At 59.4% G+C, this 24,380-nt stretch carries 17 protein-coding genes and 5 tRNA genes; 18 read left to right on the forward strand and 4 right to left on the reverse strand.

All coding sequences use genetic code 11. The features are described from left to right. Positions 1 to 44: 44 nt before the first annotated feature. On the reverse strand, positions 45 to 986 hold the full coding sequence (gene coaA, locus GU3_RS03745; protein WP_014291225.1) for a type I pantothenate kinase: 942 nt from the start codon (positions 984 to 986) through the stop codon (positions 45 to 47). Between the two features lie 229 nt (positions 987 to 1,215). Between coaA and GU3_RS03750 the strand changes: the two genes are divergently transcribed. The 14 genes from GU3_RS03750 (at position 1,216) to rpoC (ending at position 14,981) form a co-directional block, all read left to right on the forward strand. After that, positions 1,216 to 1,291: transfer RNA gene (locus GU3_RS03750), tRNA-Thr, on the forward strand. 10 nt (positions 1,292 to 1,301) lie between these two features. After that, positions 1,302 to 1,386: transfer RNA gene (locus GU3_RS03755), tRNA-Tyr, on the forward strand. 66 nt (positions 1,387 to 1,452) lie between these two features. Beyond that, positions 1,453 to 1,527, forward strand: a tRNA-Gly gene (locus GU3_RS03760). Positions 1,528 to 1,529: 2 nt separating this feature from the next. After that, a tRNA-Thr gene (locus GU3_RS03765) sits at positions 1,530 to 1,605 on the forward strand. Between the two features lie 98 nt (positions 1,606 to 1,703). Continuing rightward, positions 1,704 to 2,888 carry an elongation factor Tu gene (tuf, locus tag GU3_RS03770; RefSeq protein ID WP_014291226.1) on the forward strand — a complete coding sequence of 395 codons (1,185 nt, stop codon included), beginning with the start codon at positions 1,704 to 1,706 and terminating at the stop codon, positions 2,886 to 2,888. 51 nt (positions 2,889 to 2,939) lie between these two features. Next, a tRNA-Trp gene (locus GU3_RS03775) sits at positions 2,940 to 3,016 on the forward strand. A gap of 65 nt (positions 3,017 to 3,081) precedes the next feature. Then, positions 3,082 to 3,453, forward strand: coding sequence for a preprotein translocase subunit SecE (gene secE, locus GU3_RS03780; protein WP_014291227.1), 372 nt, complete (start codon positions 3,082 to 3,084; stop codon positions 3,451 to 3,453). Positions 3,454 to 3,462: 9 nt separating this feature from the next. Beyond that, positions 3,463 to 4,005: a transcription termination/antitermination protein NusG gene (nusG, locus tag GU3_RS03785; protein ID WP_041542904.1), complete on the forward strand. Its 543-nt coding sequence runs from the start codon at positions 3,463 to 3,465 to the stop codon at positions 4,003 to 4,005. Positions 4,006 to 4,134: 129 nt separating this feature from the next. Next, positions 4,135 to 4,563: a 50S ribosomal protein L11 gene (gene rplK / locus GU3_RS03790; protein ID WP_014291229.1), complete on the forward strand. Its 429-nt coding sequence runs from the start codon at positions 4,135 to 4,137 to the stop codon at positions 4,561 to 4,563. 4 nt (positions 4,564 to 4,567) lie between these two features. Continuing rightward, positions 4,568 to 5,266 carry a 50S ribosomal protein L1 gene (gene rplA / locus GU3_RS03795; protein WP_014291230.1) on the forward strand — a complete coding sequence of 233 codons (699 nt, stop codon included), beginning with the start codon at positions 4,568 to 4,570 and terminating at the stop codon, positions 5,264 to 5,266. A gap of 240 nt (positions 5,267 to 5,506) precedes the next feature. Next, on the forward strand, positions 5,507 to 6,010 hold the full coding sequence (gene rplJ, locus GU3_RS03800; RefSeq protein ID WP_014291231.1) for a 50S ribosomal protein L10: 504 nt from the start codon (positions 5,507 to 5,509) through the stop codon (positions 6,008 to 6,010). Positions 6,011 to 6,064: 54 nt separating this feature from the next. Next, on the forward strand, positions 6,065 to 6,430 hold the full coding sequence (gene rplL / locus GU3_RS03805) for a 50S ribosomal protein L7/L12 (protein WP_014291232.1): 366 nt from the start codon (positions 6,065 to 6,067) through the stop codon (positions 6,428 to 6,430). Positions 6,431 to 6,653: 223 nt separating this feature from the next. Further along, on the forward strand, positions 6,654 to 10,682 hold the full coding sequence (rpoB, locus tag GU3_RS03810; RefSeq protein ID WP_014291233.1) for a DNA-directed RNA polymerase subunit beta: 4,029 nt from the start codon (positions 6,654 to 6,656) through the stop codon (positions 10,680 to 10,682). An 87-nt stretch (positions 10,683 to 10,769) separates the two neighbouring features. Continuing rightward, on the forward strand, positions 10,770 to 14,981 hold the full coding sequence (gene rpoC, locus GU3_RS03815) for a DNA-directed RNA polymerase subunit beta' (protein ID WP_014291234.1): 4,212 nt from the start codon (positions 10,770 to 10,772) through the stop codon (positions 14,979 to 14,981). A 122-nt stretch (positions 14,982 to 15,103) separates the two neighbouring features. Here the strand turns inward: rpoC and GU3_RS03820 are convergent. Further along, positions 15,104 to 16,281 (reverse strand): IS3 family transposase gene (locus GU3_RS03820; protein ID WP_148265847.1). Its coding sequence is split into 2 segments (ribosomal slippage): positions 15,104 to 15,990 and positions 15,990 to 16,281, totalling 1,179 coding nucleotides; the frame shifts between segments, so codons are not numbered across the junction. 185 nt (positions 16,282 to 16,466) lie between these two features. Here GU3_RS03820 and GU3_RS03830 point away from each other — a divergent pair. The 4 genes from GU3_RS03830 to cysG all read left to right on the forward strand — a co-directional run bounded on the left by GU3_RS03830 (position 16,467) and on the right by cysG (position 22,603). Continuing rightward, entirely contained in the window at positions 16,467 to 18,266 is a 1,800-nt protein-coding gene (locus GU3_RS03830; protein WP_014291237.1) for an assimilatory sulfite reductase (NADPH) flavoprotein subunit, read from the forward strand. Beyond that, positions 18,256 to 19,959, forward strand: a complete 1,704-nt coding sequence (cysI, locus tag GU3_RS03835; protein WP_193372536.1) for an assimilatory sulfite reductase (NADPH) hemoprotein subunit — start codon at positions 18,256 to 18,258, stop codon at positions 19,957 to 19,959. Before GU3_RS03830 ends, cysI begins: the two co-directional genes overlap by 11 nt. After that, a complete protein-coding gene (locus GU3_RS03840; RefSeq protein WP_041542909.1) occupies positions 19,949 to 20,716 on the forward strand; it encodes a phosphoadenylyl-sulfate reductase in 768 nt (255 codons plus the stop codon). Before cysI ends, GU3_RS03840 begins: the two co-directional genes overlap by 11 nt. Positions 20,717 to 21,202: 486 nt before the next feature. Beyond that, complete coding sequence (gene cysG / locus GU3_RS03850; RefSeq protein WP_014291241.1) at positions 21,203 to 22,603, forward strand: siroheme synthase CysG; 1,401 nt, start codon at positions 21,203 to 21,205, stop codon at positions 22,601 to 22,603. On the opposite strand, the gene GU3_RS03855 is transcribed toward cysG, so the two are convergent. Next, positions 22,600 to 23,418: a TIGR03899 family protein gene (locus tag GU3_RS03855; protein WP_014291242.1), complete on the reverse strand. Its 819-nt coding sequence runs from the start codon at positions 23,416 to 23,418 to the stop codon at positions 22,600 to 22,602. The two genes, cysG and GU3_RS03855, sit on opposite strands and share 4 nt — an antisense overlap. A gap of 298 nt (positions 23,419 to 23,716) precedes the next feature. Continuing rightward, positions 23,717 to 24,247, reverse strand: a complete 531-nt coding sequence (gene ppa, locus GU3_RS03860) for an inorganic diphosphatase (RefSeq protein WP_014291243.1) — start codon at positions 24,245 to 24,247, stop codon at positions 23,717 to 23,719. Between the last annotated feature and the right edge of the window lie 133 nt (positions 24,248 to 24,380).

The raw sequence follows: 24,380 nt of genomic DNA on the forward strand, positions 1-24,380 counted from the left end.
TCAGGGACTGGCCAATCCCCAGTCCCGATTCCCTGATCCCGTTTTTATTTCTTGAGCCGTATCTGCTCTATCTGGTGATCCTGCCCCTTGGTCAGGATCAGCTCGGCCCGATCCCGGGTCGGCAGTATGTTCTGCTTCAGGTTCTTGTAGTTGATTTCCTGCCAGATGCGGCTGGCGGTGGCCACCGCTTCTTCTTCGCTGAGTCGGGCGTAGTGGTGAAAGTAGGACTCGGGATCGGCAAAGGCCCCCGAGCGCAGCTTGAGAAAGCGCTCCACATACCAGGTTTTCAACAGCCGTTCGTCCGCATCCACGTAAACGGAAAAATCCACGAAATCCGACACGAACACGCGGTGGGGATCGTGGGGGTAGTCCATGCCGCTCTGCAGCACGTTCAGCCCTTCAATGATGACGATGTCCGCCTGCTCTACCACCACTTCCTGCCCGGGCACAATGTCGTAGGTCAGGTGGGAGTACACCGGTGCCTTCACCCCGGGCTTGCCGGATTTGATGTCGGAAACAAACTGCACCAGCCGGCGCATGTCATAGGACTGGGGAAAGCCCTTCTTTTTCATCAAGCCGCGCCGTTCCAGCTCGGCGTTGGGGTAAAGAAAGCCGTCGGTGGTGACCAGGGTCACCCGCGGATGCTGGGGCCAGCGTTCCAGCAGGGTTTGCAGAATGCGGGCGGTGGTGCTTTTACCGACGGCCACCGAGCCGGCGATGCTGATCACATAGGGCACGTGGTGATGGGTATTGCCGAGGAACTGATCCAGTACCCGGCTGCGCCGTTGCTTGGCCTTGACATAGAGGTTGAGCAGGCGGGACAGGGGCAGATAGATGTCCCTGACTTCGGCCAGCGAAACCCGGTCGTTCATGCTGCGCAGACGCATCAGCTCGTCTTCGCTCAGGGGCAGTTGCACGGACTCGCGCAGCTCTGACCAGGTTCGGCGGGAAAAGGTCAGGTAGGGGGATTGAGTGTCTGTCTTCATCAAGGGTGTCCTGTGAGTCGCCGCTCGACCTTACACCAAAGCCGTTGTTCACAACAAGGCAAGGGCACTCCCGCCAATGGTCGTAACGTGAGCTGTCTCCCATACCCGCATTGGCCGGCAAGTGGTGGAGTGGTGTTTTTTTGCGCGCTTGAGTCGCCGGTGAAAAAAACTTGGCTCAAGGGTGTTGCATCGAGCCATGGCCTTGCCATAGAATTCGTCCCGCTCGTGTGCCGGCATAGCTCAGTTGGTAGAGCAACTGACTTGTAATCAGTAGGTCGAGGGTTCGACTCCTTCTGCCGGCACCATTTAAAATTTGGAGGGGTTCCCGAGTGGCCAAAGGGATCAGACTGTAAATCTGACGGCTCAGCCTTCGCTGGTTCGAATCCAGCTCCCTCCACCAGTTTCCAGTGTTCGTCCCCGACGGGCATTGAAAAAGCGGTTTGAGGTCGTTCAAGTAAAGACCACCGCGGGCATCGTATAATGGCTATTACCTCAGCCTTCCAAGCTGATGATGCGGGTTCGATTCCCGCTGCCCGCTCCAGTGCTGATATAGCTCAGATGGTAGAGCGCACCCTTGGTAAGGGTGAGGTCCCCAGTTCGATTCTGGGTATCAGCACCACTTCTTTACTCAGGCACCCTCAAGCCTTTTTTGTTATATACTTCCTACTTGCGATTCGCGTGGTATAGCTCACCACCCAACCAGTTAGAGGGACGAGCATGTCTAAAGAAAAATTTGAACGTACAAAACCGCACGTTAACGTTGGCACCATCGGCCACGTTGACCACGGTAAAACGACTCTGACCGCTGCCATCACCAACGTCCTGGCCAAGCAGTTCGGTGGTTCCGCCCGCGCGTTCGACCAGATCGACAACGCTCCGGAAGAAAAGGCCCGTGGTATCACCATCGCCGCTTCTCACGTTGAGTATGACACCGAAGCCCGTCACTACGCTCACGTTGACTGCCCCGGTCACGCCGACTACGTGAAAAACATGATCACCGGTGCTGCCCAGATGGACGGCGCGATCCTGGTAGTAGCTGCCACCGACGGCCCCATGCCGCAAACCCGTGAGCACATCCTGCTGGCCCGCCAGGTAGGTGTACCTTACATCGTTGTATTCATGAACAAGTGTGACATGGTTGACGATGAAGAGCTGCTCGAGCTGGTAGAAATGGAAGTGCGTGAGCTGCTGTCCGAGTACGACTTCCCGGGCGACGACATTCCGGTTATCCAGGGCTCTGCCCTGAAAGGCCTGGAAGGCGATCCCGAGTGGGAACCGAAGATCCTGGAACTGGCTGCTGCTCTGGATTCCTACATCCCGGATCCCGAGCGTGCCATCGACGGCGCCTTCCTGCTGCCGATCGAAGACGTATTCTCCATCCAGGGCCGTGGTACCGTTGTGACCGGTCGTGTAGAGCGTGGTATCGTTCGCGTTGGTGAAGAAGTGGAAATCGTGGGTATCAAAGACACCACCAAGACCACTTGTACCGGCGTTGAAATGTTCCGCAAGCTGCTGGACGAAGGCCGTGCCGGTGAGAACGTGGGCGTGCTGCTGCGTGGCACCAAGCGTGAAGACGTTGAGCGTGGTCAGGTGCTGGCCAAGCCGGGTTCCATCACCCCGCACACCCGCTTCGAATCCGAAGTGTACGTACTGTCCAAGGACGAAGGTGGCCGCCACACTCCGTTCTTCAAGGGCTACCGTCCGCAGTTCTACTTCCGGACCACTGACGTGACCGGTACCATCGAACTGCCGGAAGGCGTTGAAATGGTCATGCCTGGCGACAACATCAAGATGGACGTGAATCTGATCGCGCCCATCGCGATGGAAGAAGGTCTGCGCTTCGCCATCCGTGAAGGTGGCCGTACCGTTGGTGCCGGCGTCGTCGCCAAAATCATCGAGTAATAGCGCTTACAATCGCGTCACAAAGCCCCTATAATAGGGGCTTTGTTGTATAGGGGCGTAGTTCCAATTGGTAGAACGGCGGTCTCCAAAACCGACGGTTGGGGGTTCGAGTCCCTCCGCCCCTGCCACTTACCTCGCCGTCGGCGGGGTTTTTGCGTCTGTAACGGACTCGGAATATTTAGACAGGTAGCTTATGAGTGCAAATACCGAGAGCCAGGGCGGGGCGAAAGATACCCTGCTGTGGGGTCTGGTTTTCATTATTCTGATCGCAGCCGTGGTCGCCAACTATCTTTACAGTGATCTGGCGGTCTTCATTCGTGCGGCCGGCGTGGTGGTGGCAGTGGGTATTGCCGGTCTGCTGGCATACCAGACCAAAAAGGGACAAAGCAGCTTTGCCTTTGCCCGGGAGTCGCGTCTGGAGATGCGCAAGGTGGTCTGGCCCACCCGCCAGGAGAGCATTCAGACCACGCTTATCGTACTGGCCGTGACCGCCCTGGTTGGCCTGTTTCTGTTTTTGCTGGATGGCCTGCTGGTATGGCTGGTCAACCTGGTTACCGGAGTATAAGGATTCACCATGTCAGAACAAAGAATGCGTTGGTATGTGGTCCAGGCGTTTTCCGGATATGAAGGACGCGTAGCCAAGTCGCTGCGTGAACATATCAAGATGCACGGCATGGAAGATCAGTTCGGCGAGGTGCTGGTGCCCACCGAAGAAGTGGTGGAAATGCGCGCCGGCCAGAAGCGCAAGAGCGAGCGCAAATTTTTCCCCGGCTATGTGCTGGTGCAGATGCAGATGAACGACGGCACCTGGCACCTGGTGCGCAGCATTCCGCGGGTGATGGGCTTTATCGGCGGCACGCCCGAGCGTCCGGCGCCGATTTCCGACAAGGAAGCCGATGCCATCCTGAACCGCCTGCAGGATGCGGTGGACAAGCCGAAGCCGAAAACCCTGTTCGAGCCGGGCGAGGTGGTTCGCGTTTCCGACGGTCCTTTCGCCGACTTCAACGGCGTGGTGGAAGAAGTGGATTACGAGAAGAGCCGGGTCAAAGTATCCGTGCTGATCTTCGGCCGCTCCACCCCGGTGGAACTGGAGTTCGGCCAGATAGAAAAAACCTGAGCATAATTCGAGCGCAATGCTTGAGCGGGGCGGCAAATTACACTACAATTTGCCGCCCTTTTATCATTGGGGAGCCGTTAGAGGAGTATTGCTCCGAGGCGCTAACACCCATTTTTGAGGTAATTATCAATGGCTAAAAAAGTACAAGCGTACATCAAGCTGCAGGTTGCAGCTGGTGCAGCTAACCCGAGCCCGCCCGTAGGTCCTGCTCTGGGTCAGCACGGTGTTAACATCATGGAATTCTGTAAGGCGTTCAACGCCCGTACAGACAGCCTGGAAAAGGGCTCTCCGATCCCGGTTGTTATCACCGTATACAGCGATCGTTCCTTCACCTTTGAAACCAAAACTCCGCCCGCTGCCTTCCTGCTGAAGAAGGCTGCCGGCGTTAAGTCCGGTTCCGGTGTACCGAACAAGACCAAGGTTGGTACCGTTACCCGTGCCCAGCTGGAAGAAATCGCCGCTGTCAAGGCACCGGACATGACCGGTGCCGACACTGACGCCCGCGTGCGTTGCCTCGAAGGTTCTGCCCGTTCCATGGGCCTGGTAGTGGAGGGCTGAGACCATGGCTAAACTGACCAAGCGTATGCGTACCATCCGTGAGCGTGTAGATGCCACTCGCGAGTACGAAATCAACGAAGCCATCGCCCTGCTGAAAGAACTGGCCACCGCCAAGTTCGTTGAAAGCATCGACGTTGCCGTTAACCTGGGCATCGACGCTCGTAAATCCGACCAGAACGTGCGTGGCGCTACCGTGCTGCCCCACGGTACCGGTCGTGACGTACGCGTTGCCGTGTTCACTCAGGGTGCCAACGCCGACGCCGCCAAGGCGGCCGGTGCCGACCTGGTGGGCATGGAAGACCTGGCCGAGCAGGTTAAAGCCGGTGAGCTGAACTTCGACGTGGTGATCGCCTCTCCCGACGCCATGCGCGTTGTGGGTATGCTGGGCCAGATCCTGGGTCCGCGCGGTCTGATGCCGAACCCCAAGGTTGGCACCGTGACCCCGAACGTGGCCGAAGCCGTGCAGAATGCCAAGGCTGGTCAGGTGCGCTACCGTAACGACAAGAACGGTATCATCCACACCACCATCGGCAAGGCCGACTTCGACGCCGACAAGCTGAAAGGCAACCTGGAAGCCCTGCTGGGCGCCCTGAAGCGTGCCAAGCCCGCTTCTTCCAAAGGCCAGTACATCAAGAAAGTCAGCCTCTCCACCACCATGGGTGCAGGTCTGGCCGTTGATCAGTCCGGTCTGGATGTTGCTTAATTAAGCATTTACAAGGCGCGGGGTTTTTTGTAGAATTTTGCGCCTTGTTATTTGGTTGGGGGCTTCGACTCCCGTCCAAGACCGCTGGAGCCGAAAGGCTTAATGTTCCAGCGTAGATGGTGCCGGGACCCAGTTAGAAAGCATTTTCCTTTCTTCTGGAATTCGCCACCTTGGTGCCTCTGTTACAGAGGCGTGTGTTTAATCTGGGAATTTCCCAGGTGGAATCCAGGAGTTTAGCCAATGGCATTAAGACTCGACGACAAAAAAGCAATTGTTGCTGAAGTCAACGAAGCTGCCAAGGGCGCCCTGTCTGCAGTCGTTGCCGATTCTCGCGGCGTGACTGTGGCTGCCATGACCACCCTGCGCAAGCAAGCCCGTGAAAACGGTATCTACCTCAAGGTAGTCCGTAACACTCTGGCTCGCCTGGCAGTGGAAGAGACCAACTACGAATGCCTGAAAGAGGTGTTTGTTGGTCCTACCCTGATCGCGTTCTCCAACGAACATCCGGGCGCTGCTGCTCGTCTGTTCAAGGACTTTGCCAAAGAGCAGAGCGCGTTTGAGGTGAAGGGTCTGGCTTACGAGGGCGAATTTATCCCTGCGGCCGACATTGACCGCCTCGCCAAGCTGCCGACTTACGACGAAGCAATTGCGAAGCTGATGGCGACCATGAAAGAAGCCTCCGCTGGCAAGCTGGTGCGTACCTTCGCTGCCCTGCGCGACAAGAAAGAAGCCGAAGCCGCCTAAGGCGCGTTTGGCTGCTTGATTACCGTATACTTCAGAACATTAGGAATTTGAGTCATGTCTATCACTAAAGACCAAATCATCGAAGCCGTTGCAGAAATGTCTGTAATGCAGGTTGTTGAACTGATCGAAGCCATGGAAGAGAAGTTCGGCGTTTCTGCCGCTGCTGCCGTTGCCGTTGCCGGTGAAGCTGCCGCTGCCGTAGAAGAGCAGACCGAGTTCGACGTAATCCTGACCGCTGCCGGTGCCAACAAGGTTGCCGTTATCAAGGCCGTTCGCGGCGCCACCGGTCTGGGCCTGAAAGAAGCCAAGGGTCTGGTTGAGTCTGCTCCTGCTGCCGTTAAAGAGCAGCTGAGCAAAGGCGAAGCCGAAGCACTGAAGAAAGAACTCGAAGAAGCCGGTGCTTCTGTTGAGCTCAAATAAGCTAGACTATAGCTTAGCGGCCTGAGCAATCGGGCTAGGGCTGGTGAATCTTTATTCACCGGCCCTTTTGCGCTGTGGGATGAGGGGAATTTTCACGTCGTTTTAGCCTCTCGTTGTTCCAGCCACCGAGTGTTGTCGAGACATTCGGCCAACAAGAAACGATGTTATCAGAGCTGTCCCATTTGGGCAGAGTGGGTCACTTATCAGCGAGCTGAGGAACCCTATGGTTTACTCTTATACAGAGAAAAAACGCATTCGTAAGGACTTCGGTAAGCGTGACCAGGTCTTGGACACGCCTTACCTGCTGTCAATCCAGCTTGACTCCTTCAAACAGTTTATTGAAGCAGATCCTCAAGGCGAGTACGGTCTGGAAGCGGCTTTCCGCAGCGTTTTCCCTATCACTAGCTATTCTGGCACTGCCGAGCTGCAGTATGTCAGCTATCGTCTGGGTGAGCCCGTATTTGACGTGCAGGAATGTCAAATCCGTGGCGTGACCTACTCGGCGCCGTTGCGCGTCAAGTTGCGTATGGTCCTGTACGACAGAGAAGCCGCCGCCGGCACTGTCAAGGACATCAAGGAGCAAGAAGTCTACATGGGCGAAATCCCGCTCATGACTGAGAACGGTACCTTTGTGATCAACGGTACCGAGCGGGTAATCGTCTCCCAGCTGCACCGCAGCCCGGGTGTGTTTTTCGATCACGATCGCGGCAAGACCCACTCCTCCGGCAAGGTCCTGTATAACGCTCGCGTGATCCCTTACCGTGGTTCCTGGCTCGATTTTGAATTCGATCCCAAAGACAACCTGTTTGTCCGGATCGACCGTCGCCGCAAACTGCCGGCGTCCATTATTCTGCGCGCCCTTGACTTCACCACCGAAGACATTCTGTCCACCTTCTTTGAAACCACCCGTTTCGAAGTGGCCGACGGCAAGTTGATGATGGAGCTCAAACCCGAACGCCTGCGTGGTGAAACCGCCTCCTTCGACATCGTGGTTGACGGCGAAGTGCTGGTGGAAACCGGTCGCCGTATTACTGCCCGCCATATTCGCCAGCTGGAAAAAGCCGGCGTTGAACAGCTGGAAGTGCCGGTGGAATACGCCGTGGGCAAGGTGGCCGCCAAGGATTACATCAACGCCGACACCGGCGAAGTGATGGTTGCCGCCAACAGCGAGCTGAGCCTGGAAAACCTGGCCAACCTGTCTGTGGCCGGCATCAAGCAGTTCGAGACCCTGTTCACCAACGAACTGGATCACGGCGCCTACATGTCCGAGACCCTGCGTATCGATTCCGCCACTACCCGCCTCGAGGCGTTGGTGGAAATCTACCGCATGATGCGTCCCGGCGAGCCGCCGACTCGCGAAGCCGCCGAAACCCTGTTCGAAAACCTGTTCTTTACCGAAGACCGTTACGATCTGTCTACCGTCGGCCGTATGAAGTTCAACCGCCGGCTGCTGCGCGAAGAGCTGAACGGTCCGGGTACCCTGACCAAGTCCGACGTGGTCGACGTGATGAAGCAGCTGATTGCCATCCGTAACGGCCTGGACGAAGTGGACGATATCGACCACCTGGGCAACCGTCGTATCCGCTCCGTGGGCGAAATGGCCGAAAACCAGTTCCGCGTGGGCCTGGTTCGCGTCGAGCGCGCGGTGAAGGAGCGTCTGTCTCTGGGCGATCTGGATACCCTGATGCCCCAGGATCTGATCAACGCCAAGCCGATCAGCGCCGCGGTGAAGGAATTCTTCGGTTCCAGCCAGTTGTCCCAGTTTATGGATCAGAACAACCCGCTGTCGGAAGTGACCCACAAGCGCCGTATTTCGGCCCTGGGCCCGGGCGGTCTGACCCGTGAGCGCGCCGGCTTTGAGGTGCGCGACGTACACCCGACCCACTATGGTCGTCTGTGCCCTATCGAGACCCCTGAAGGTCCGAACATCGGTCTGATCAACTCCCTGGCCTGTTATTCCCGCACCAACGAGTACGGTTTCCTCGAAACCCCGTACCGCCGGGTAGTGGATGGCCAGATCACCGATGAAGTAGATTACCTGTCTGCCATCGAGGAAGGTCACTTCGTGATCGCCCAGGCCAACGCCGCCATCGACGAAGAAGGTCGCCTGCTCGACGAGCTGGTACCGTCCCGTCACAAGGGCGAAGCCACCTACATGAACGCCGACCAGGTTCAGTACATGGACGTGAGCCCGCAGCAGATCGTGTCTGTGGCGGCCTCGCTGATCCCGTTCCTGGAGCACGATGACGCCAACCGGGCACTGATGGGCTCGAACATGCAGCGTCAGGCGGTGCCGACCCTGAAGGCGGACAAGCCGCTGGTGGGTACCGGTATCGAGCGCGCCGTGGCGGTGGACTCCGGTGTTACCGCCGTGGCCAAGCGCGGCGGTGTGGTTGACTACGTCGACGCCTCCCGCATCGTGGTCAAGGTCAACGAGGAAGAGATGCTGCCCGGCGAAGCCGGTATCGACATCTACAACCTGACCAAGTACACCCGCTCCAACCAGAACACCTGTATCAACCAGCGTCCTTGTGTGATGCCGGGCGAGCGGGTGATCAGCGGTGACGTACTGGCCGACGGCCCGTCCACCGATCTGGGTGAACTGGCCCTGGGTCAGAACCTGCGTGTGGCCTTTATGCCCTGGAACGGCTACAACTTCGAAGACTCCATCCTGCTCAGCGAGCGGGTGGTGATGGAAGATCGCCTGACCACCATTCACATTCAGGAACTGTCCTGTATCTCCCGTGACACCAAGCTGGGTCCGGAAGAGATCACCGCCGACATTCCCAACGTGGGTGAAGCCGCGCTGTCCAAGCTGGACGAGTCCGGTATCGTTTACGTGGGTGCCGAAGTGAAGCCAGGCGACATTCTGGTGGGCAAGGTGACGCCCAAGGGCGAAACCCAGCTGACCCCGGAAGAGAAACTGCTGCGTGCCATCTTCGGTGAGAAGGCCTCCGACGTGAAGGACTCTTCCCTGCGGGTGCCCAACTCCGTGTACGGTACCGTCATCGACGTGCAGGTCTTTACCCGCGACGGCGTGGAGAAGGACAAGCGTGCCCAGGACATCGAGTACATGCAGCTCAAGCAGGCCAAGAAAGACCTGACCGAAGAGTTCAGCATCCTCGAAGACGGCATCTTTGCCCGTGCCCGTTCCGTGCTGACTGCCGCCGGCATGAGCGCCGACAAGGTGGCCAAAATTGCCCGGGAAAAACTGCTGGAGCAGGCCCTGGACGACGAAGGCAAGCAGATTGAGCTGGAGCAGATCGCCGAGCAGTACGCCGAGCTGAAAGCCGACTTCGACAAGAAGTTCGAGAACAAGCGCCGCAAGATCACTCAGGGCGACGATCTGGCCCCGGGTGTACTGAAGATCGTCAAGGTGTACCTGGCGGTGAAGCGTCGCATTCAGCCCGGTGACAAGATGGCCGGTCGTCACGGTAACAAGGGTGTGGTCTCCACCATAGTACCGGTGGAAGACATGCCCCACGACGAGTTTGGCCGTCCGGTGGACATCGTGCTCAACCCGCTGGGTGTACCGTCGCGGATGAACATCGGTCAGATCCTCGAAACCCACCTCGGCCTCGCGGCTAAGGGACTGGGCGAGAAGATCGACACCATGATCAAGGAGCAGCAGGAGCTGGCCCGTCTGCGCGAGTTCATTCAGGAAGTCTACGACCAGGGTGAAGGCGTCAAGCAGAAAGTGGACCTGTCCACCTTCTCCGACGACGAAGTCCGGGTGCTGGCCCACAACCTGCGCAAGGGTGTGCCGATCGCCACGCCGGCGTTCGACGGTGCCCGCGAGCACGAAATCAAGCGTCTGCTGAAGCTGGCTGACCTGCCCGAGTCCGGTCAGATCACCCTGTTCGATGGCCGTACCGGCAACGCCTTTGAGCGCCCGGTCACCGTGGGCTATATGTACATGCTGAAGCTGAACCACCTGGTGGACGACAAGATGCATGCCCGTTCTACCGGCTCCTACAGTCTGGTAACCCAGCAGCCCCTGGGCGGTAAGGCCCAGTTCGGCGGCCAGCGTTTCGGGGAGATGGAAGTGTGGGCGCTGGAAGCCTACGGCGCCGCCTATACCCTGCAGGAAATGCTGACCGTCAAGTCGGACGATGTCAACGGCCGGACCAAGATGTACAAGAACATCGTGGACGGCGATCACCGCATGGAGCCGGGCATGCCCGAATCCTTCAACGTACTGCTGAAGGAAATCCGCTCCCTGGGGATCAACATCGAGCTGGAAGAAAGTTAAGGCACCAGGCTGCCTCGGAAATAACGGCGCCGCTTTTTCCTTCGGGAAAGGGCGGCGCCCAGGTAGAACTCCTCACAGGAGACTAACGTGAAAGACTTGCTTAAGTTTTTGAAAGCGCAGAGTAAGACTGAAGAGTTTGACGGTATCAAAATCGGTCTGGCCTCGCCCGACATGATCCGCTCTTGGTCCTTTGGCGAAGTCAAAAAGCCCGAGACCATCAATTACCGTACCTTCAAGCCGGAGCGTGACGGCCTTTTCTGCGCCCGGATCTTCGGTCCGGTCAAGGACTATGAGTGTTTGTGCGGCAAGTACAAGCGCCTCAAGCACCGCGGCGTGATCTGTGAAAAGTGCGGCGTGGAAGTGACCCAGACCAAGGTGCGCCGTGAGCGCATGGGTCACATCGAGCTGGCCAGCCCGGTGGCCCACATCTGGTTCCTGAAATCCCTGCCGAGCCGCATTGGCCTGCTGCTGGACATGACCCTGCGCGATATCGAGCGGGTGCTGTACTTTGAATCCTACGTGGTGATCGAGCCGGGCATGACCAGCCTGGAGCGCGGCCAGATGCTGTCTGAAGAGCAGTACCTGGACTCGCTGGAAGAGTGGGGTGACGAATTCGACGCCAAGATGGGCGCCGAGGCCGTGCTGGCCCTGCTGCGGGACATCGATCTGGAAGGCGAGATCAACACCATGCGCGAGGAGCTGGATCAGACCAACTCCGAAACCAAGCGCAAGAAGATCACCAAGCGCCTCAAGCTGATGGAAGCCTTCCATTTCTCCGGCAACAAGCCCGAGTGGATGGTCATGACAGTGCTGCCGGTGCTGCCGCCGGACCTGCGTCCGCTGGTACCCCTGGACGGCGGTCGCTTTGCGACCTCGGATCTGAACGATCTGTACCGCCGGGTGATCAACCGCAACAACCGTCTCAAGCGCCTGCTGGATCTGGCCGCACCGGACATCATCGTGCGCAACGAAAAGCGTATGCTGCAGGAATCCGTTGACGCCCTGCTGGACAACGGTCGTCGTGGCCGCGCCATCACCGGCTCCAACAAGCGCCCGCTGAAGTCCCTGGCCGACATGATCAAGGGTAAACAGGGTCGTTTCCGTCAGAACCTGCTGGGTAAGCGCGTCGACTACTCCGGTCGTTCCGTTATCACCGTGGGTCCGACCCTGCGTCTGCATCAGTGCGGTCTGCCCAAGAAGATGGCGCTGGAGCTGTTCAAGCCCTTCATCTACGGCAAGCTGGAATCCCGCGGCCTGGCCACCACCATCAAGGCGGCCAAGAAGATGGTGGAACGCGAAGAAGCCATCGTATGGGATATCCTGGACGACGTGATCCGCGAACACCCGGTACTGCTGAACCGTGCGCCCACCCTGCACCGTCTGGGTATTCAGGCGTTCGAACCGGTACTGATTGAAGGTAAGGCCATTCAGCTGCACCCCCTGGTGTGTGCGGCCTACAACGCCGACTTCGACGGTGACCAGATGGCGGTCCACGTACCGCTGACCCTGGAAGCCCAGCTCGAAGCCCGCGCGCTGATGATGTCCACCAACAACATCCTGTCTCCCGCCAACGGCGAGCCGATCATCGTCCCGTCCCAGGACGTGGTACTGGGTCTGTACTACATGACTCGGGATCGCATCAACGCCAAGGGCGAGGGCATGCTGCTGACCAGCGCCAAGGAAGCCGAAAAGGTGTACCGTGCCGGTCACGCCGAGCTGCACGCTCGGGTCAAGGTGCGCATCACCGACTTTGAGAAGCAGGAAGACGGCACCCTGGTGGAAAGAACCGCCATTTACGACACCACCATTGGCCGCGCCATTCTGAGCCTGATCGTACCCAAGGGCATGCCGTTCGAGATGATCGACCAGGCCATGGGCAAGAAGCAGATCTCCCGGCTGCTGAACGGTTGCTACCGCCTGCTGGGTCTGAAAGACTGCGTTATCTTCGCCGACCAGCTGATGTACACCGGTTTCCACTATGCCACCCTGTCCGGCGTGTCCGTGGGCATCAACGACATGGTGATCCCGGATGCCAAGAAGGACATCATCGACGAAGCGGAAGCCGAAGTCACCGAGATTCAGGACCAGTTCCAGTCCGGTCTGGTTACCGCCGGTGAGCGTTACAACAAGGTTATCGACATCTGGGCCAGCGCCAACGAGCGGGTGTCCAAGGCGATGATGGAAAACCTGTCGAAAGACGTGGTCATCAACCGCGACGGCGAAGAAGAGCTGCAGGACTCTTTCAACAGCATCTACATGATGGCCGACTCCGGCGCCCGGGGTAGTGCTGCCCAGATCCGTCAGTTGGCGGGTATGCGGGGCCTGATGGCCAAGCCGGACGGCTCCATCATCGAAACGCCGATCATCGCCAACTTCCGTGAAGGTCTGAACGTACTGCAGTACTTCATCTCGACCCACGGTGCCCGTAAGGGTCTGGCCGATACCGCCCTGAAGACCGCCAACTCCGGTTACCTGACCCGCCGTCTGGTGGACGTGGCCCAGGATCTGGTGATCACCACCGACGACTGTGGCACCCACGAAGGTCTGTGGATGATGCCGCTGATCGAAGGCGGCGACGTGGTCGAGCCCCTGCGCGAGCGTGTACTGGGCCGGGTGGTGGCGGAAGACGTGATTAAGCCCGGTACCGAAGACGAGCTGCTGGTGGCCCGTAACACCCTGCTCGACGAGAAGCTGTGTGACCTGCTGGAGTCCAGCTCCGTGGACCGCGTGAAAGTGCGCTCCGTGATCACCTGTGACAACGACCACGGCGTCTGTGCCCACTGTTACGGTCGCGATCTGGCCCGTGGCCACCTGGTCAATCAGGGTGAGGCTGTCGGTGTTATCGCTGCCCAGTCCATCGGTGAGCCGGGTACCCAGCTGACCATGCGTACCTTCCACATTGGTGGTGCGGCATCGCGGGCGGCGGCGGAAAGCAGCATTCAGGTCAAGCACAGCGGTACCGTCAAGCTGCAGAATGCCCAGACCGTCACCAACGCCGACGGCAAGACCGTGATCGTGTCCCGCTCTTCCGAGCTGACTATCATCGACGAGATGGGTCAGACCCGGGAAAACCACAAGCTGCCTTACGGTGCCCTGCTGGAGCAGCCGGACGGTGGTCTGGTGCAGGCCGGCCAGGTGGTGGCCAACTGGGATCCGCACACTCACCCCATCATCACCGAAGTGGCGGGCCGGGTGAAGTTCATCGACATGATCGATGGCGTGACCATCAGCCGTCAGACCGACGAACTGACCGGTCTGTCCAGCATCGTGGTGATGGACGTGAACGAGCGTCCCAGCTCCGGTAAAGAGCTGCGCCCCACCGTGAAACTGGTAGACGATGCCGGCAAGGACGTGTTCATTCCCGACACCGATCTGTCTGCCCTGTACTTCCTGCCCGGCCGCGCCATTGTGAGCCTGGAAGACGGTGCCCAGGTAAACGTGGGTGATGCGGTCGCCCGTATTCCCCAGGAATCCGGCGGTACCAAGGACATCACCGGTGGTCTGCCGCGGGTTGCCGACCTGTTCGAAGCTCGTCAGCCGAAAGAGCCGGCCATTCTGGCCGAGGTCTCCGGCACCATTTCCTTCGGCAAGGAAACCAAGGGCAAGCGTCGCCTGGTGATCACGCCGCTGGAAGGGGGCGAGGCCTACGAGGAAATGATTCCCAAGTGGCGTCACCTCAACGTGTTTGAAGGTGAGAAGGTCGAGAAGGGCGAAGTACTGGCCGACGGTCCCGAGTCGCCGCACGACATTCTGCGTCTGCGTGGCATCAGCCCGGTGGCGAACTACATCGTCAACGAGGTGCAGGAGGTTTACCGCCTGCAGGGCGTTAAGATCAACGACAAGCACATCGAAACCGTGGTGCGTCAGATGCTGCGTCGCGCCGAGATCATGGACTCTGGCGACTCTGACTTCATTGAAGGTGAGCAGGCCGAAGTGGTACGTATCCGTCAGGCCAACCGTGCCCTGGAAGCCGAAGGCAAGCGTACCATCGGTTACCGTCATGTGCTGATGGGCATCACCAAGGCGTCCTTGAGCACCGAGTCGTTCATTTCGGCGGCGTCCTTCCAGGAAACCACCCGAGTGCTGACCGAAGCGGCCGTGGCCGGCAAGGTCGACGACCTGCGTGGTCTGAAGGAAAACGTGATCGTGGGTCGTCTGGTACCGGCCGGTACCGGTTTTGCCTACCATCAGGGCCGTCAGGCCCGTCGTCAGCCGGAGCAACCGGTGCAGATTTCCGCCGACGAGGCCGAACAGAGCCTGGCCGATCTGCTCAACGCTGCCGGTGGCACCGACGAATAAGCTGTAACCAACTCGCTGATAAGACAAGGGCTTCCGTAAGGAAGCCCTTTTTTATTAAATGTGAGAGGTAAGAGGTGAGACGTAAGATGTGTGGAGTGGCCCCGATAAAGTAGACACTTAAGTTAAGCGGCAGCTGCGTAGGCATTGGGAGTTATTCCTCCCAGCGCCATGTGGCGCCGCACTTTCGGGTAATACTCGTCCGTATAATACCGGACTTCATCTGCCATTTCGTCTCTTCCGAGCATTCCTAATGGATGTGTCCATTCCTTCTTGAGCAGCGCGAAGAAGCTTTCCGAACAGGCGTTATCCCAGCAGTTACCTCGGCGTGACATGCTGATGGTGATTCCCCGTGTATTGAGCCATCTCATCACCTCTTCGCTCCGATACTGACTCCCCTGGTCCGAGTGGAACAACAGCTGTGTCCCATCTGGCAGCTGATGTTGCCATGCCTGCTCAAGGGCCTCCAGCACCAGCTGAGCGCTATTGATCGCACCCATGGCTCGGCCCACCACGCGGCGTGTGCCCAGGTCCAGGACTGCAGCAATGTAGAGCCAGCCTTCACTGCACCGGATTTGGGTGATATCTGATACCCAAACTCGGTTCGCTGACCCCACCGAGAACTGGCGATTCAGCAGATTCGGCAACACAGGCAAGGATGATGCTGGCTTTTGATATCCTGCTTTAGGAGCCGTGCATGAACGATAACCAGCGTCTTTCAGCAAGCCCTGAACCTGGTTCTTGCCGCAGCAGAACCCGGCATCCCGTGCTTCCAGCCACATCTTGCGATAACCCGGCACATTCTTCAGTTGCCTGGCTCGCTCGAGCAGGAAGGTGCTCAGCGTCCGTCGCTCGATGGTACGCGCTCCCGGCGAGTGCTGACGTGCTCGCCAGCGATAATATCCCGCTCGTGACACATCGAGTACTTCACACATTATCGAGACCCGCCAGCGTTGACTTCGGTGAGCCTCGATAAAGGCAAACCTTACTTGCCGTGCTTGGCGAAGTACTCTTGTGCCTTTTTTAGGATTTCGTTCTCCAGCTCTTTCCGCTCAAGCTGCTTCTTCAGCCGAGCCACCTCGCGCTCCAGCTCCTGCAGGCTTTTTTCTGGTCCGATGTTTTCAACTGCTTTGTCAGATGATTTCTTGGTCATGATCCACTCTCTGCGCCAGCGACTCAATTGGTTAGGATGGATCCCGAGTCTGCCAGCAAGCTGAGCTTGTGTCTCTGTGGTGGATAGCGAGGCCTCGACGGCCTCACGTTTGAATGCATCGCTAAAGTGACGGTGGGGTTTGTACTTCATAACACCTTCTCATTAAATGAAGGTGTCTACTTTTTTCGGGCCAGTCCAGTAAACTGTCTCACGTCCACACGTCTCACGTTAAAGTCATATTCCTTTAACGAATAAAAAATCACCCTTTATTCTTTATTGTTTTTCCTTGCCCTGGCTTAAGCTATGTCCACTCTGGAAAAGTGGAAGGCAATGTCATGCTTTTAAAAGAACTCGCAGCGGCCGCCAGCCCGCTGAATGAACAACAGGTGCACAAGCTCACCCAGGTGGCGGCCGAGCTCAACGCCACCCAGCTGGCGTGGGTCAGCGGTTATTTTTACGGCATCAGCCAGCACGGCCAGGCCATTGCGGCCGCGCCGGTGGCTGCCGCGCAGCCGGCAGGCAAGCTGACCATTCTCTACGCCTCACAAACCGGCAACGCCAAAGGCGTGGCCGAGGCGCTCAAGGCCCAGGCCGACGCCGCCGGCGTGGCCGCCGAGCTGTTCAATGTGGCCGACTACAAGATCAAGCAGCTGAAGAAAGAAACCCATGTGCTGATCGTGGCCAGCACCAACGGCGAGGGCGAAGCGCCCGACGACGCCATCGAGTTTCACAAACAGCTCAAGGCTGGCAAGGCCGGCAAGCTGGATGGCCTGAGCTACGGCGTGATTGGTTTGGGTGACTCTTCCTACGAGTTCTTCTGCCAGACCGGCAAGGATTTCGACAAGTACCTGAGCAAGGCCGGCGCCAAGCCGCTGCTGGCTCGCCTCGACTGTGACGTGGACTATGAAGGCCCCGCCGCCGAGTGGAGCCAGTCCGCCCTTGAGCTGCTCAAGGATGCCCTGGCCGGTGAGGCCGCCAACGAGGTGATCCCGGGCGCGCCCGCCACTCAGGGCGTGGCCAGCCTGTACAGCAAAAAGCATCCCTTTGTGGCCGAGCTGTCCACCAACCAGAAGATCACCGGCCGGGATTCCGACCGGGATGTGCGCCACATTGAGATTTCGCTGGAAGACTCCGGCCTGACCTACCAGCCGGGCGATGCGCTTGGGGTCTGGTTCAGCAACGACGAGGCGCTGGTCGATGGCTTGCTGCAACTGGTTGAGCTGTCCGGTGACACCCAAGTCAAGGTCGATGACAAGGCGTTGTCCCTGCGCGAGGCGCTGATCAACCACTACGAGCTGACTCAGGGTTATGCCAGCTTTGTGCAGGCCTATGCCGAACTGTCCGGCTCTGCCGCCCTGAAGGCGCTGCTGGATGACAAGGCCGCATTGCGCGAGTACTGCGCCAGTCACCAGATTAAGGACATTATCGCCGGGCAGCCGGTGGCGCTGACCGCCGAGCAACTGCTGGCTGCCCTGCGCCGGCTGACGCCGCGCCTGTACTCCATCGCCTCTTCCCAGGCGGAAGTGGACGAGGAAGTGCACCTGACCGTGGGCGTGGTGCGTTTTGATCACGACGGACAGCCCCGCGCCGGTGGTGCCTCTTCCTACTTGGCCGACCGGCTGGAAGAAGGCGGCAAGGTACGGGTGTTCGTCGAGCACAACGACAACTTCCGCCTGCCCGCCGACGACAACACCCCGGTGATCATGGTGGGGCCGGGCACCGGCATAGCGCCGTTCCGCGCCTTCATGCAGGAGCGGGATGCCCGCGGCGCCGAGGGCCAGAACTGGCTGTTCTTTGGCAACCCGCACTTCACCCAGGACTTCCTGTACCAGCTGGAGTGGCAGCGTTACGTCAAGTCCGGCCTGCTGAACCGAATTTCTCTGGCCTTCAGCCGGGATCAGGCCGAGAAGGTCTACGTGCAGCACAAGCTGAAGGAAGAAGGGGCCGAGGTCTATGCCTGGCTGGAGCAGGGCGCGCACTTTTACGTGTGCGGCGACGCCACCCGCATGGCCAAAGACGTGCATGAAGCCCTGATCGAGCTGGTGGCCGAACACGGCGGCAAGACCCGCGAGCAGGCCGAAGACTATGTGGATGCGCTGCGCAGCGCCAAGCGTTACCAAAGGGATGTTTATTAAGATGAGCGAGCAAAAACTGTCCGACAACGAACGCCTCAAGCGCGAGAGTAACTTTCTGCGCGGCACCATAGCGCAGGATCTGCAGGATCCGCTCACCGGTGGCTTTAACGGCGACAACTTCATGCTGATCCGCTTTCACGGCATGTATCAGCAGGACGACCGGGACATTCGCAACGAGCGCACCGCCCAGAAGCTGGAGCCGCTGCACAACGTCATGCTGCGCGCCCGCCTGCCCGGCGGCATCATCAAGCCCGAACAGTGGCTGGTGATCGACCAGTTTGCCGCCGATCACACCATGTACGGCAGCATTCGCCTGACCACCCGCCAGACCTTTCAGTTTCATGGCGTGCTCAAGCGTGACATCAAGCTGATGCACCAGACCCTGAACAAGACCGGCATTGACTCCATCGCCACCGCCGGCGACGTGAACCGCAACGTGCTGTGCACCAGCAACCCGGTGGAGTCGGAACTGCATCAGGAAGCCTACGAGTGGGCCAAGAAGATTTCCGAGCACCTGCTGCCCAAAACCCGCGCCTATGCCGAGATCTGGCTGGACGGCGAGCGGCTGGAAACCACCGACGAAGAGCCGATTCTGGGCTCCACCTACCTGCCGCGCAAGTTCAAGACGACTGTGGTGATTCCGCCGCACAACGACATTGATGTGCACGCCAACGATCTGAACTTTGTGGCCATTGCCGACAACGGCAAGCTGGTGGGCTTTAACGTGCTGGTGGGCGGTGGCCTGGCCATGACCCACGGCGATACCAACACCTATCCGCGCAAGGCCAGCGACTTCGGCTTTATTCCGCTGTCCCATACCCTGGAGGTGGCCGCCGCCGTGGTCACCACCCAGCGCGACTGGGGCAACCGCTCCGAGCGCAAGAACGCCAAGACCAAATACACCCTGGAGCGGGTGGGCGTGGATGCCTTCAAGGAAGAAGTGGAAAAGCGCGCCGGCATTAAATTCGAGCCGGTACGCCCCTACGAATTCACCAGCCGGGGCGATCGCTTTGGCTGGGTGGAAGGTATCGACGGCAAGCACCACCTGACCCTGTTTATCGAGAATGGCCGTATTCTGGACTATCCGGGCAAGCCGCTGAAAACCGGCATGGCCGAGATTGCCAAGGTGCATCAGGGCGATTTCCGCCTGACCGCCAACCAGAACCTGATCATCGCCGGGGTGCCGGCGGAGCAGAAAGCGCAGATTGAAGCCCTGGCCCGTCAATACGGCCTGCTGGACGACAGTGTGTCCGAGCAGCGTCGAAACTCCATGGCCTGTGTGGCGCTGCCCACCTGTCCGCTGGCGATGGCCGAAGCCGAGCGCTTCCTGCCGGAGTTCGTCACCGAGATCGAAGGCGTGCTGGCCAAGCACGGCGTGAATGACGACAGCATCATTTTCCGCGTGACCGGCTGCCCCAACGGCTGTGGCCGCGCCATGCTGGCGGAAATCGGTCTGGTGGGCAAGGCGCCCGGTCGCTACAACCTGCACCTGGGCGGCAACCGGGAAGGCACTCGCATTCCGCGCATGTACAAGGAAAACATCACCGACCGCCAGATCCTGGAAGAGATCGACGGTCTGGTCGCCCGCTGGGCCGCCGAGCGTGAAACCGGTGAAGGCTTTGGCGACTTCGTGATCCGTGCCGGCATTATTGCGCCGGTGGTCGACTCCGCGAGGGATTTTTATGCAGTCTAGTGTGTTGCCCGCTCTTGACGAGCTGACCAGCCTGTCGCGACAGGAGCAGGTCGAGGCCCTGGCGCCGCTCAATAAAGAGCTGGCCGCCATGAGCGCCCCCGAGCGGGTACGCTGGGCCCTGGACCATCTGCCGGGAGAGCCTGTGCTCTCCTCCAGTTTCGGTATTCAGGCGGCGGTGATGCTGCACCTGGTGACGCGAGCCCAAGCCGATATTCCGGTGATCCTCACCGATACCGGTTATCTGTTTCCCGAAACCTACCGCTTTATCGATGAGCTCACCGAGCGCCTGGGGCTCAACCTGAAAGTGTACCGGGCGGCGGAATCCGCCGCCTGGCAGGAAGCCCGCCATGGCAAGCTGTGGGAGCAGGGGGTGGAAGGCATCAGTCGCTACAACCATCTGAACAAGGTGGAGCCGATGCAGCGCGCCCTGCGTGAGCTGAATGCCGGCACCTGGTTTTCCGGCCTGCGCCGCAGCCAGTCCGACACTCGGGAAGGGCTTGAAGTGCTGGGTATTCAGAACGGGCTGTTCAAGTTCCTGCCGATCATCGACTGGAGCAACAAGGACGTGCACTACTACCTGAAGGACCATGAGCTGCCTTACCACCCGCTGTGGGAAGAAGGTTATGTGTCGGTGGGCGATGTGCACACCACCGCCAAGTGGGAGCCGGGCATGAGCGAAGCGGACACCCGCTTCAACGGCCTCAAGCGCGAATGCGGCCTGCACGAAATACCCGAGTCTGACGGCAGCGGTATTTGACAAGCCTGTGAGCCCTTGCCATGTCGAGCAAAGGGCTCACTCCACCGACACGCCGTAAACCCCTCCCTGGGGGCTCCGCTGCGCCATCCCTGGCGCAGAGGGTACGGTGGAGCGAATCCCTTTACTCTCCTTGTTAAGTCTCACGTTGTCTGTATGACTCGTTCCCACGCTCTGCGTTGGAATGCATGCCGCTTATCCTGATATTTTCACTGGCGCTCAAAGACTTGTTACCGGCGAAGTCGATGCCGAAGAGGGAGAGCAAAGGTGTCTGCTTCACGACCGATCAAATGCCATGGATGGCATTTGCCGAGCGGCCCAGGGAGGGGCTTGAAGCGTGTCGTGAAGTAGTGCCTTTGTACGACCGTCATGGGGAACTACAGATACTCTTAATGCATTAAAAGTATAAAAAATCATTTTTTATTATTATGTGGCTATATGGCCCGCGGTTTATAGTTGGCCTGTCTATCGTTACCCGCGGAGCCGGCCATGGAACACCTGCCTCTTTTTATCAGCATTGAACAACGCTCCTGCCTGGTGGTGGGCGGCGGCCCCGTGGCGGCACGCAAGGCCCGGCTGCTGCTGTCCCGCGGGGCCAGGCTGACCGTGGTGGCCCCCGAGCTCTGTGCCGAATTGAGCGCACAGCTGCCCGCCTTTGAGTGGCTGCAGACACACTTTGAAGAATCCCATCTCGACGGCCGCTTTCTGGTGGTCACCGCTACCGACAGCGCGGAGGTGAACGCGCTTGTGTATCAGCTCGCCAACCAACGCGGCATCCTGGTCAACAAGGCCGATGACAGCAAACGCTCGGCGGTGATTTTCCCTTCCGTGGTGGAGCGGTTTCCGCTGCAGGTGGCGCTCAGCACCGGCGGCAAGGCGCCCTGGCTGGCCCGGCTGCTGCGCGCCCGCATCGACGCCCTGCTGCCGTCCCACTGGGGTGCCCTGGCCGAGGTGGCCGGTCGTCTGCGTCAGCGGGTGAAAAGCAGCCTGGGCAACAGTGACGAGCGGCGCCGGTTCTGGGCCCGTACTCAGGACGACAACACCCTGAATGCCTTTCTCAAACACGGCAATCTGGCTGCCGCGGAAAAGTGGCTGCAACAGGAAGTACAGCAGCCTTCAAGGGGAGAAGTGATCCTGGTGGGCGCCGGTCCGGGAGACCCGGATCTGTTGACCGTCAAGGCCCTGAACGAGCTGCAAAAGGCCGAGGTGGTGCTGTTTGATCAACTGGTGTCCGACGAGATCCTGGCGCTGATCCGCCCGGAGGCGGAGCGGATCTCCGTGGGCAAGAAGGCGGGCAACCACAGTGTTCCTCAGGATCAAATCAACCAGCTGCTGGTGGATCATGCGCTGGCGGGCAAGCGGGTGGTACGCCTCAAGGGCGGCGATCCCTTTATGTTCGGCCGGGGAGCGGAAGAGCTGCAGACCCTGGTGGAGGCGGGCATTCGTTATCAGGTGGTGCCCGGCATCACCGCCGCCGCCGGTGCCACCGCCTATGCGGGCATTCCGCTGACCCACAGGGATCACGCCCAGAGCGCGGTGTTCATTACCGGTCACAGCAAGCAGGACGGCGAAGAGCCGGACTGGGCCAGCCTGGCCAGCGGCCGCCAGACCCTGGTGATCTACATGGGGCTGATGCGCTCGGCGCACATTCAGCAGCGCCTGCTGGAGCACGGCCTGAGCGCCACCACCCCGGTGGCCCTGATTGAGCGGGGCACCACGGCACAGCAGAAGGTGGTGCGCGGAGAGCTGAACTCGCTGAGTGAGTTGGCCGCTCGCGTAGAAAGCCCGGCGCTGATGGTGATTGGCTCGGTGGCGTCACTGGCCGACAGCCTTGCCTGGTTCAATACCGGTGCCGAATTCCACGACACGCCCCTTGAGCGCGCCGGTTAAGCCTTTCCTTCGCTTCCTTCCAGCTGGCCCAGCGGGGCCAGTAACTCCATCAAGTCCGTGACATATTCCCTGGGCGCCGCCTCTGTCATCAGGGCGGCGAGCTCGTTGCCGGTGCCGGTAAAACGGTAATACAGTAGCCGCACGCCTTTGCGTCTGGGGCTGAGTTGCAGCTTTCGGCCGCCCAGTACCAGCGTCAGTGGCTGGGCGGCGTTCAACTCTCCCGACTCCAGCTCGGTCTGGTGCAACAGCCCCAGCTCAAACAACTGCATCAGCCCCGCATAGGGCAGCCGGTATTTGCCCGGGCTCAGCTTTTGCTGGCGCAACCCCTGCCAGAGTCCCTTTTGCCGGTAGCCGAGGAGCAGCCGCAGGTTGTCGTCGCCGAAATGGCAGCCCAGCGCCCCGGCCCGTTGTAGCAGCAGAGCGTCTTTCTGGGTCATGCGCCGCAAGCAGGTCAGTGCCTGCACCGAGCAGCGGCCGGGCTGGGCGATTTCCCGGGCCAGTATGCTGGCCCAGAACTGCTGCATGGCGGGGTGACGGATATTTTCGGCCAGCGCCAGAAAATGGCTCAGCCAGTCGGGATCGGGCTCGCCGCCCACCTCGCTGCCGCATTGCTCATGGGCCTGGCGCACTATGGTCTCCAGGCTTTTCTGGCGGGCGGCTTCGTCCAGTTGCTGGCGCATGCGGTAACGTTCGCCAAAGCTGTGGGGCGAATCCCCGTGCAGCAGGCCGGCCAGCCCGCGCTGCTCGGCGAGCTCACGCAGCAGGTGTTTGCTGTTCTTGATCCTGGGATCCTGGGGGGCAGGTTTGGCGGTCATGGCGTCGATTCGGCTTGTTAATTATGTTTTCATCATGTTAAAATTCGGCTGCAATTTCGAAAGGAGCACCGAATGCAAAAAGACAAGTCCAGGATGACTTGGTTGCTTCTGTTCATTGGCTACGTCTCAAGCCTCGGGATCCTGGCCGTCATGATATAGGGCAACCGGTCAATCTGCATACAGCATAAGGCCCGTTCAGGGCCTTGTCATTACTGTTTATTCAAAGACCGGCTGACCGCCACACCAACAAAAAAAGAGCACCGAAGTGCTCTTTTTTTGTGTTTACAAGGCGAGGTTATCAGGCCTTGTTGTAACGCTCGGCAGACGCCAGAATTTCGGCTTCGGCGGCGGCCTTGTCTTCCCAACCGTCTACCTTCACCCACTTGCCCGCTTCCAGCTCCTTGTAGCGCTCGAAGAAGTGCTTGATCTGGGCCTTGAGCAGCTCGGGCACGTCGTTGATGTCCTGAATGTGATCGTATTCCTTGGTCAGCTTGCTGTGGGGAACGGCGATCACCTTGGCGTCTTCACCGGACTCGTCGGTCATCTTCAGCACGCCCACCGGACGGCAGCGGATCACGGCACCGGGCACCAGCGGGTGCGGGGTGGGCACCAGCACGTCGACCGGGTCACCGTCCAGAGACAGGGTCTGGTTCACGTAGCCGTAGTTGCAGGGGTAGAACATGGGAGTGGCCATGAAACGATCCACGAACACGGCGCCGGTGTCCTTGTCGACTTCGTACTTGATGGGATCGGCGTTCTGGGGAATTTCGATAACAACGTAGATATCTTCGGGCAGGCTCTTACCGGCCGGTACCAGGTTCAGGCTCATGACGTTTCCTTGTGTATGGTCAGTTGCGGACTTGTGAATCGAGTGTACCACCGCGGCCGCTTTGCATCTGTTATACAAATGGGTAACGGCGATGTCAGGCCGGCATTATAACCGGGCTGTCGTGTCAATCGCC

It is taken from the genome of Oceanimonas sp. GK1, from assembly GCF_000243075.1.
In the GTDB taxonomy this organism is placed as follows: domain Bacteria; phylum Pseudomonadota; class Gammaproteobacteria; order Enterobacterales; family Aeromonadaceae; genus Oceanimonas.

Bases quoted from the DNA above. Each gene is read 5' to 3' on its own strand.
- coaA (WP_014291225.1), bottom strand. From the start codon at position 986: ATGAAGACAGACACTCAATCCCCCTACCTGACCTTTTCCCGCCGAACC.
- tuf (WP_014291226.1), top strand. From the start codon at position 1,704: ATGTCTAAAGAAAAATTTGAACGTACAAAACCGCACGTTAACGTTGGC.
- secE (WP_014291227.1), top strand. From the start codon at position 3,082: ATGAGTGCAAATACCGAGAGCCAGGGCGGGGCGAAAGATACCCTGCTG.
- nusG (WP_041542904.1), top strand. From the start codon at position 3,463: ATGTCAGAACAAAGAATGCGTTGGTATGTGGTCCAGGCGTTTTCCGGA.
- rplK (WP_014291229.1), top strand. From the start codon at position 4,135: ATGGCTAAAAAAGTACAAGCGTACATCAAGCTGCAGGTTGCAGCTGGT.
- rplA (WP_014291230.1), top strand. From the start codon at position 4,568: ATGGCTAAACTGACCAAGCGTATGCGTACCATCCGTGAGCGTGTAGAT.
- rplJ (WP_014291231.1), top strand. From the start codon at position 5,507: ATGGCATTAAGACTCGACGACAAAAAAGCAATTGTTGCTGAAGTCAAC.
- rplL (WP_014291232.1), top strand. From the start codon at position 6,065: ATGTCTATCACTAAAGACCAAATCATCGAAGCCGTTGCAGAAATGTCT.
- rpoB (WP_014291233.1), top strand. From the start codon at position 6,654: ATGGTTTACTCTTATACAGAGAAAAAACGCATTCGTAAGGACTTCGGT.
- GU3_RS03830 (WP_014291237.1), top strand. From the start codon at position 16,467: ATGCTTTTAAAAGAACTCGCAGCGGCCGCCAGCCCGCTGAATGAACAA.
- cysI (WP_193372536.1), top strand. From the start codon at position 18,256: ATGTTTATTAAGATGAGCGAGCAAAAACTGTCCGACAACGAACGCCTC.
- GU3_RS03840 (WP_041542909.1), top strand. From the start codon at position 19,949: ATGCAGTCTAGTGTGTTGCCCGCTCTTGACGAGCTGACCAGCCTGTCG.
- cysG (WP_014291241.1), top strand. From the start codon at position 21,203: ATGGAACACCTGCCTCTTTTTATCAGCATTGAACAACGCTCCTGCCTG.
- GU3_RS03855 (WP_014291242.1), bottom strand. From the start codon at position 23,418: ATGACCGCCAAACCTGCCCCCCAGGATCCCAGGATCAAGAACAGCAAA.
- ppa (WP_014291243.1), bottom strand. From the start codon at position 24,247: ATGAGCCTGAACCTGGTACCGGCCGGTAAGAGCCTGCCCGAAGATATC.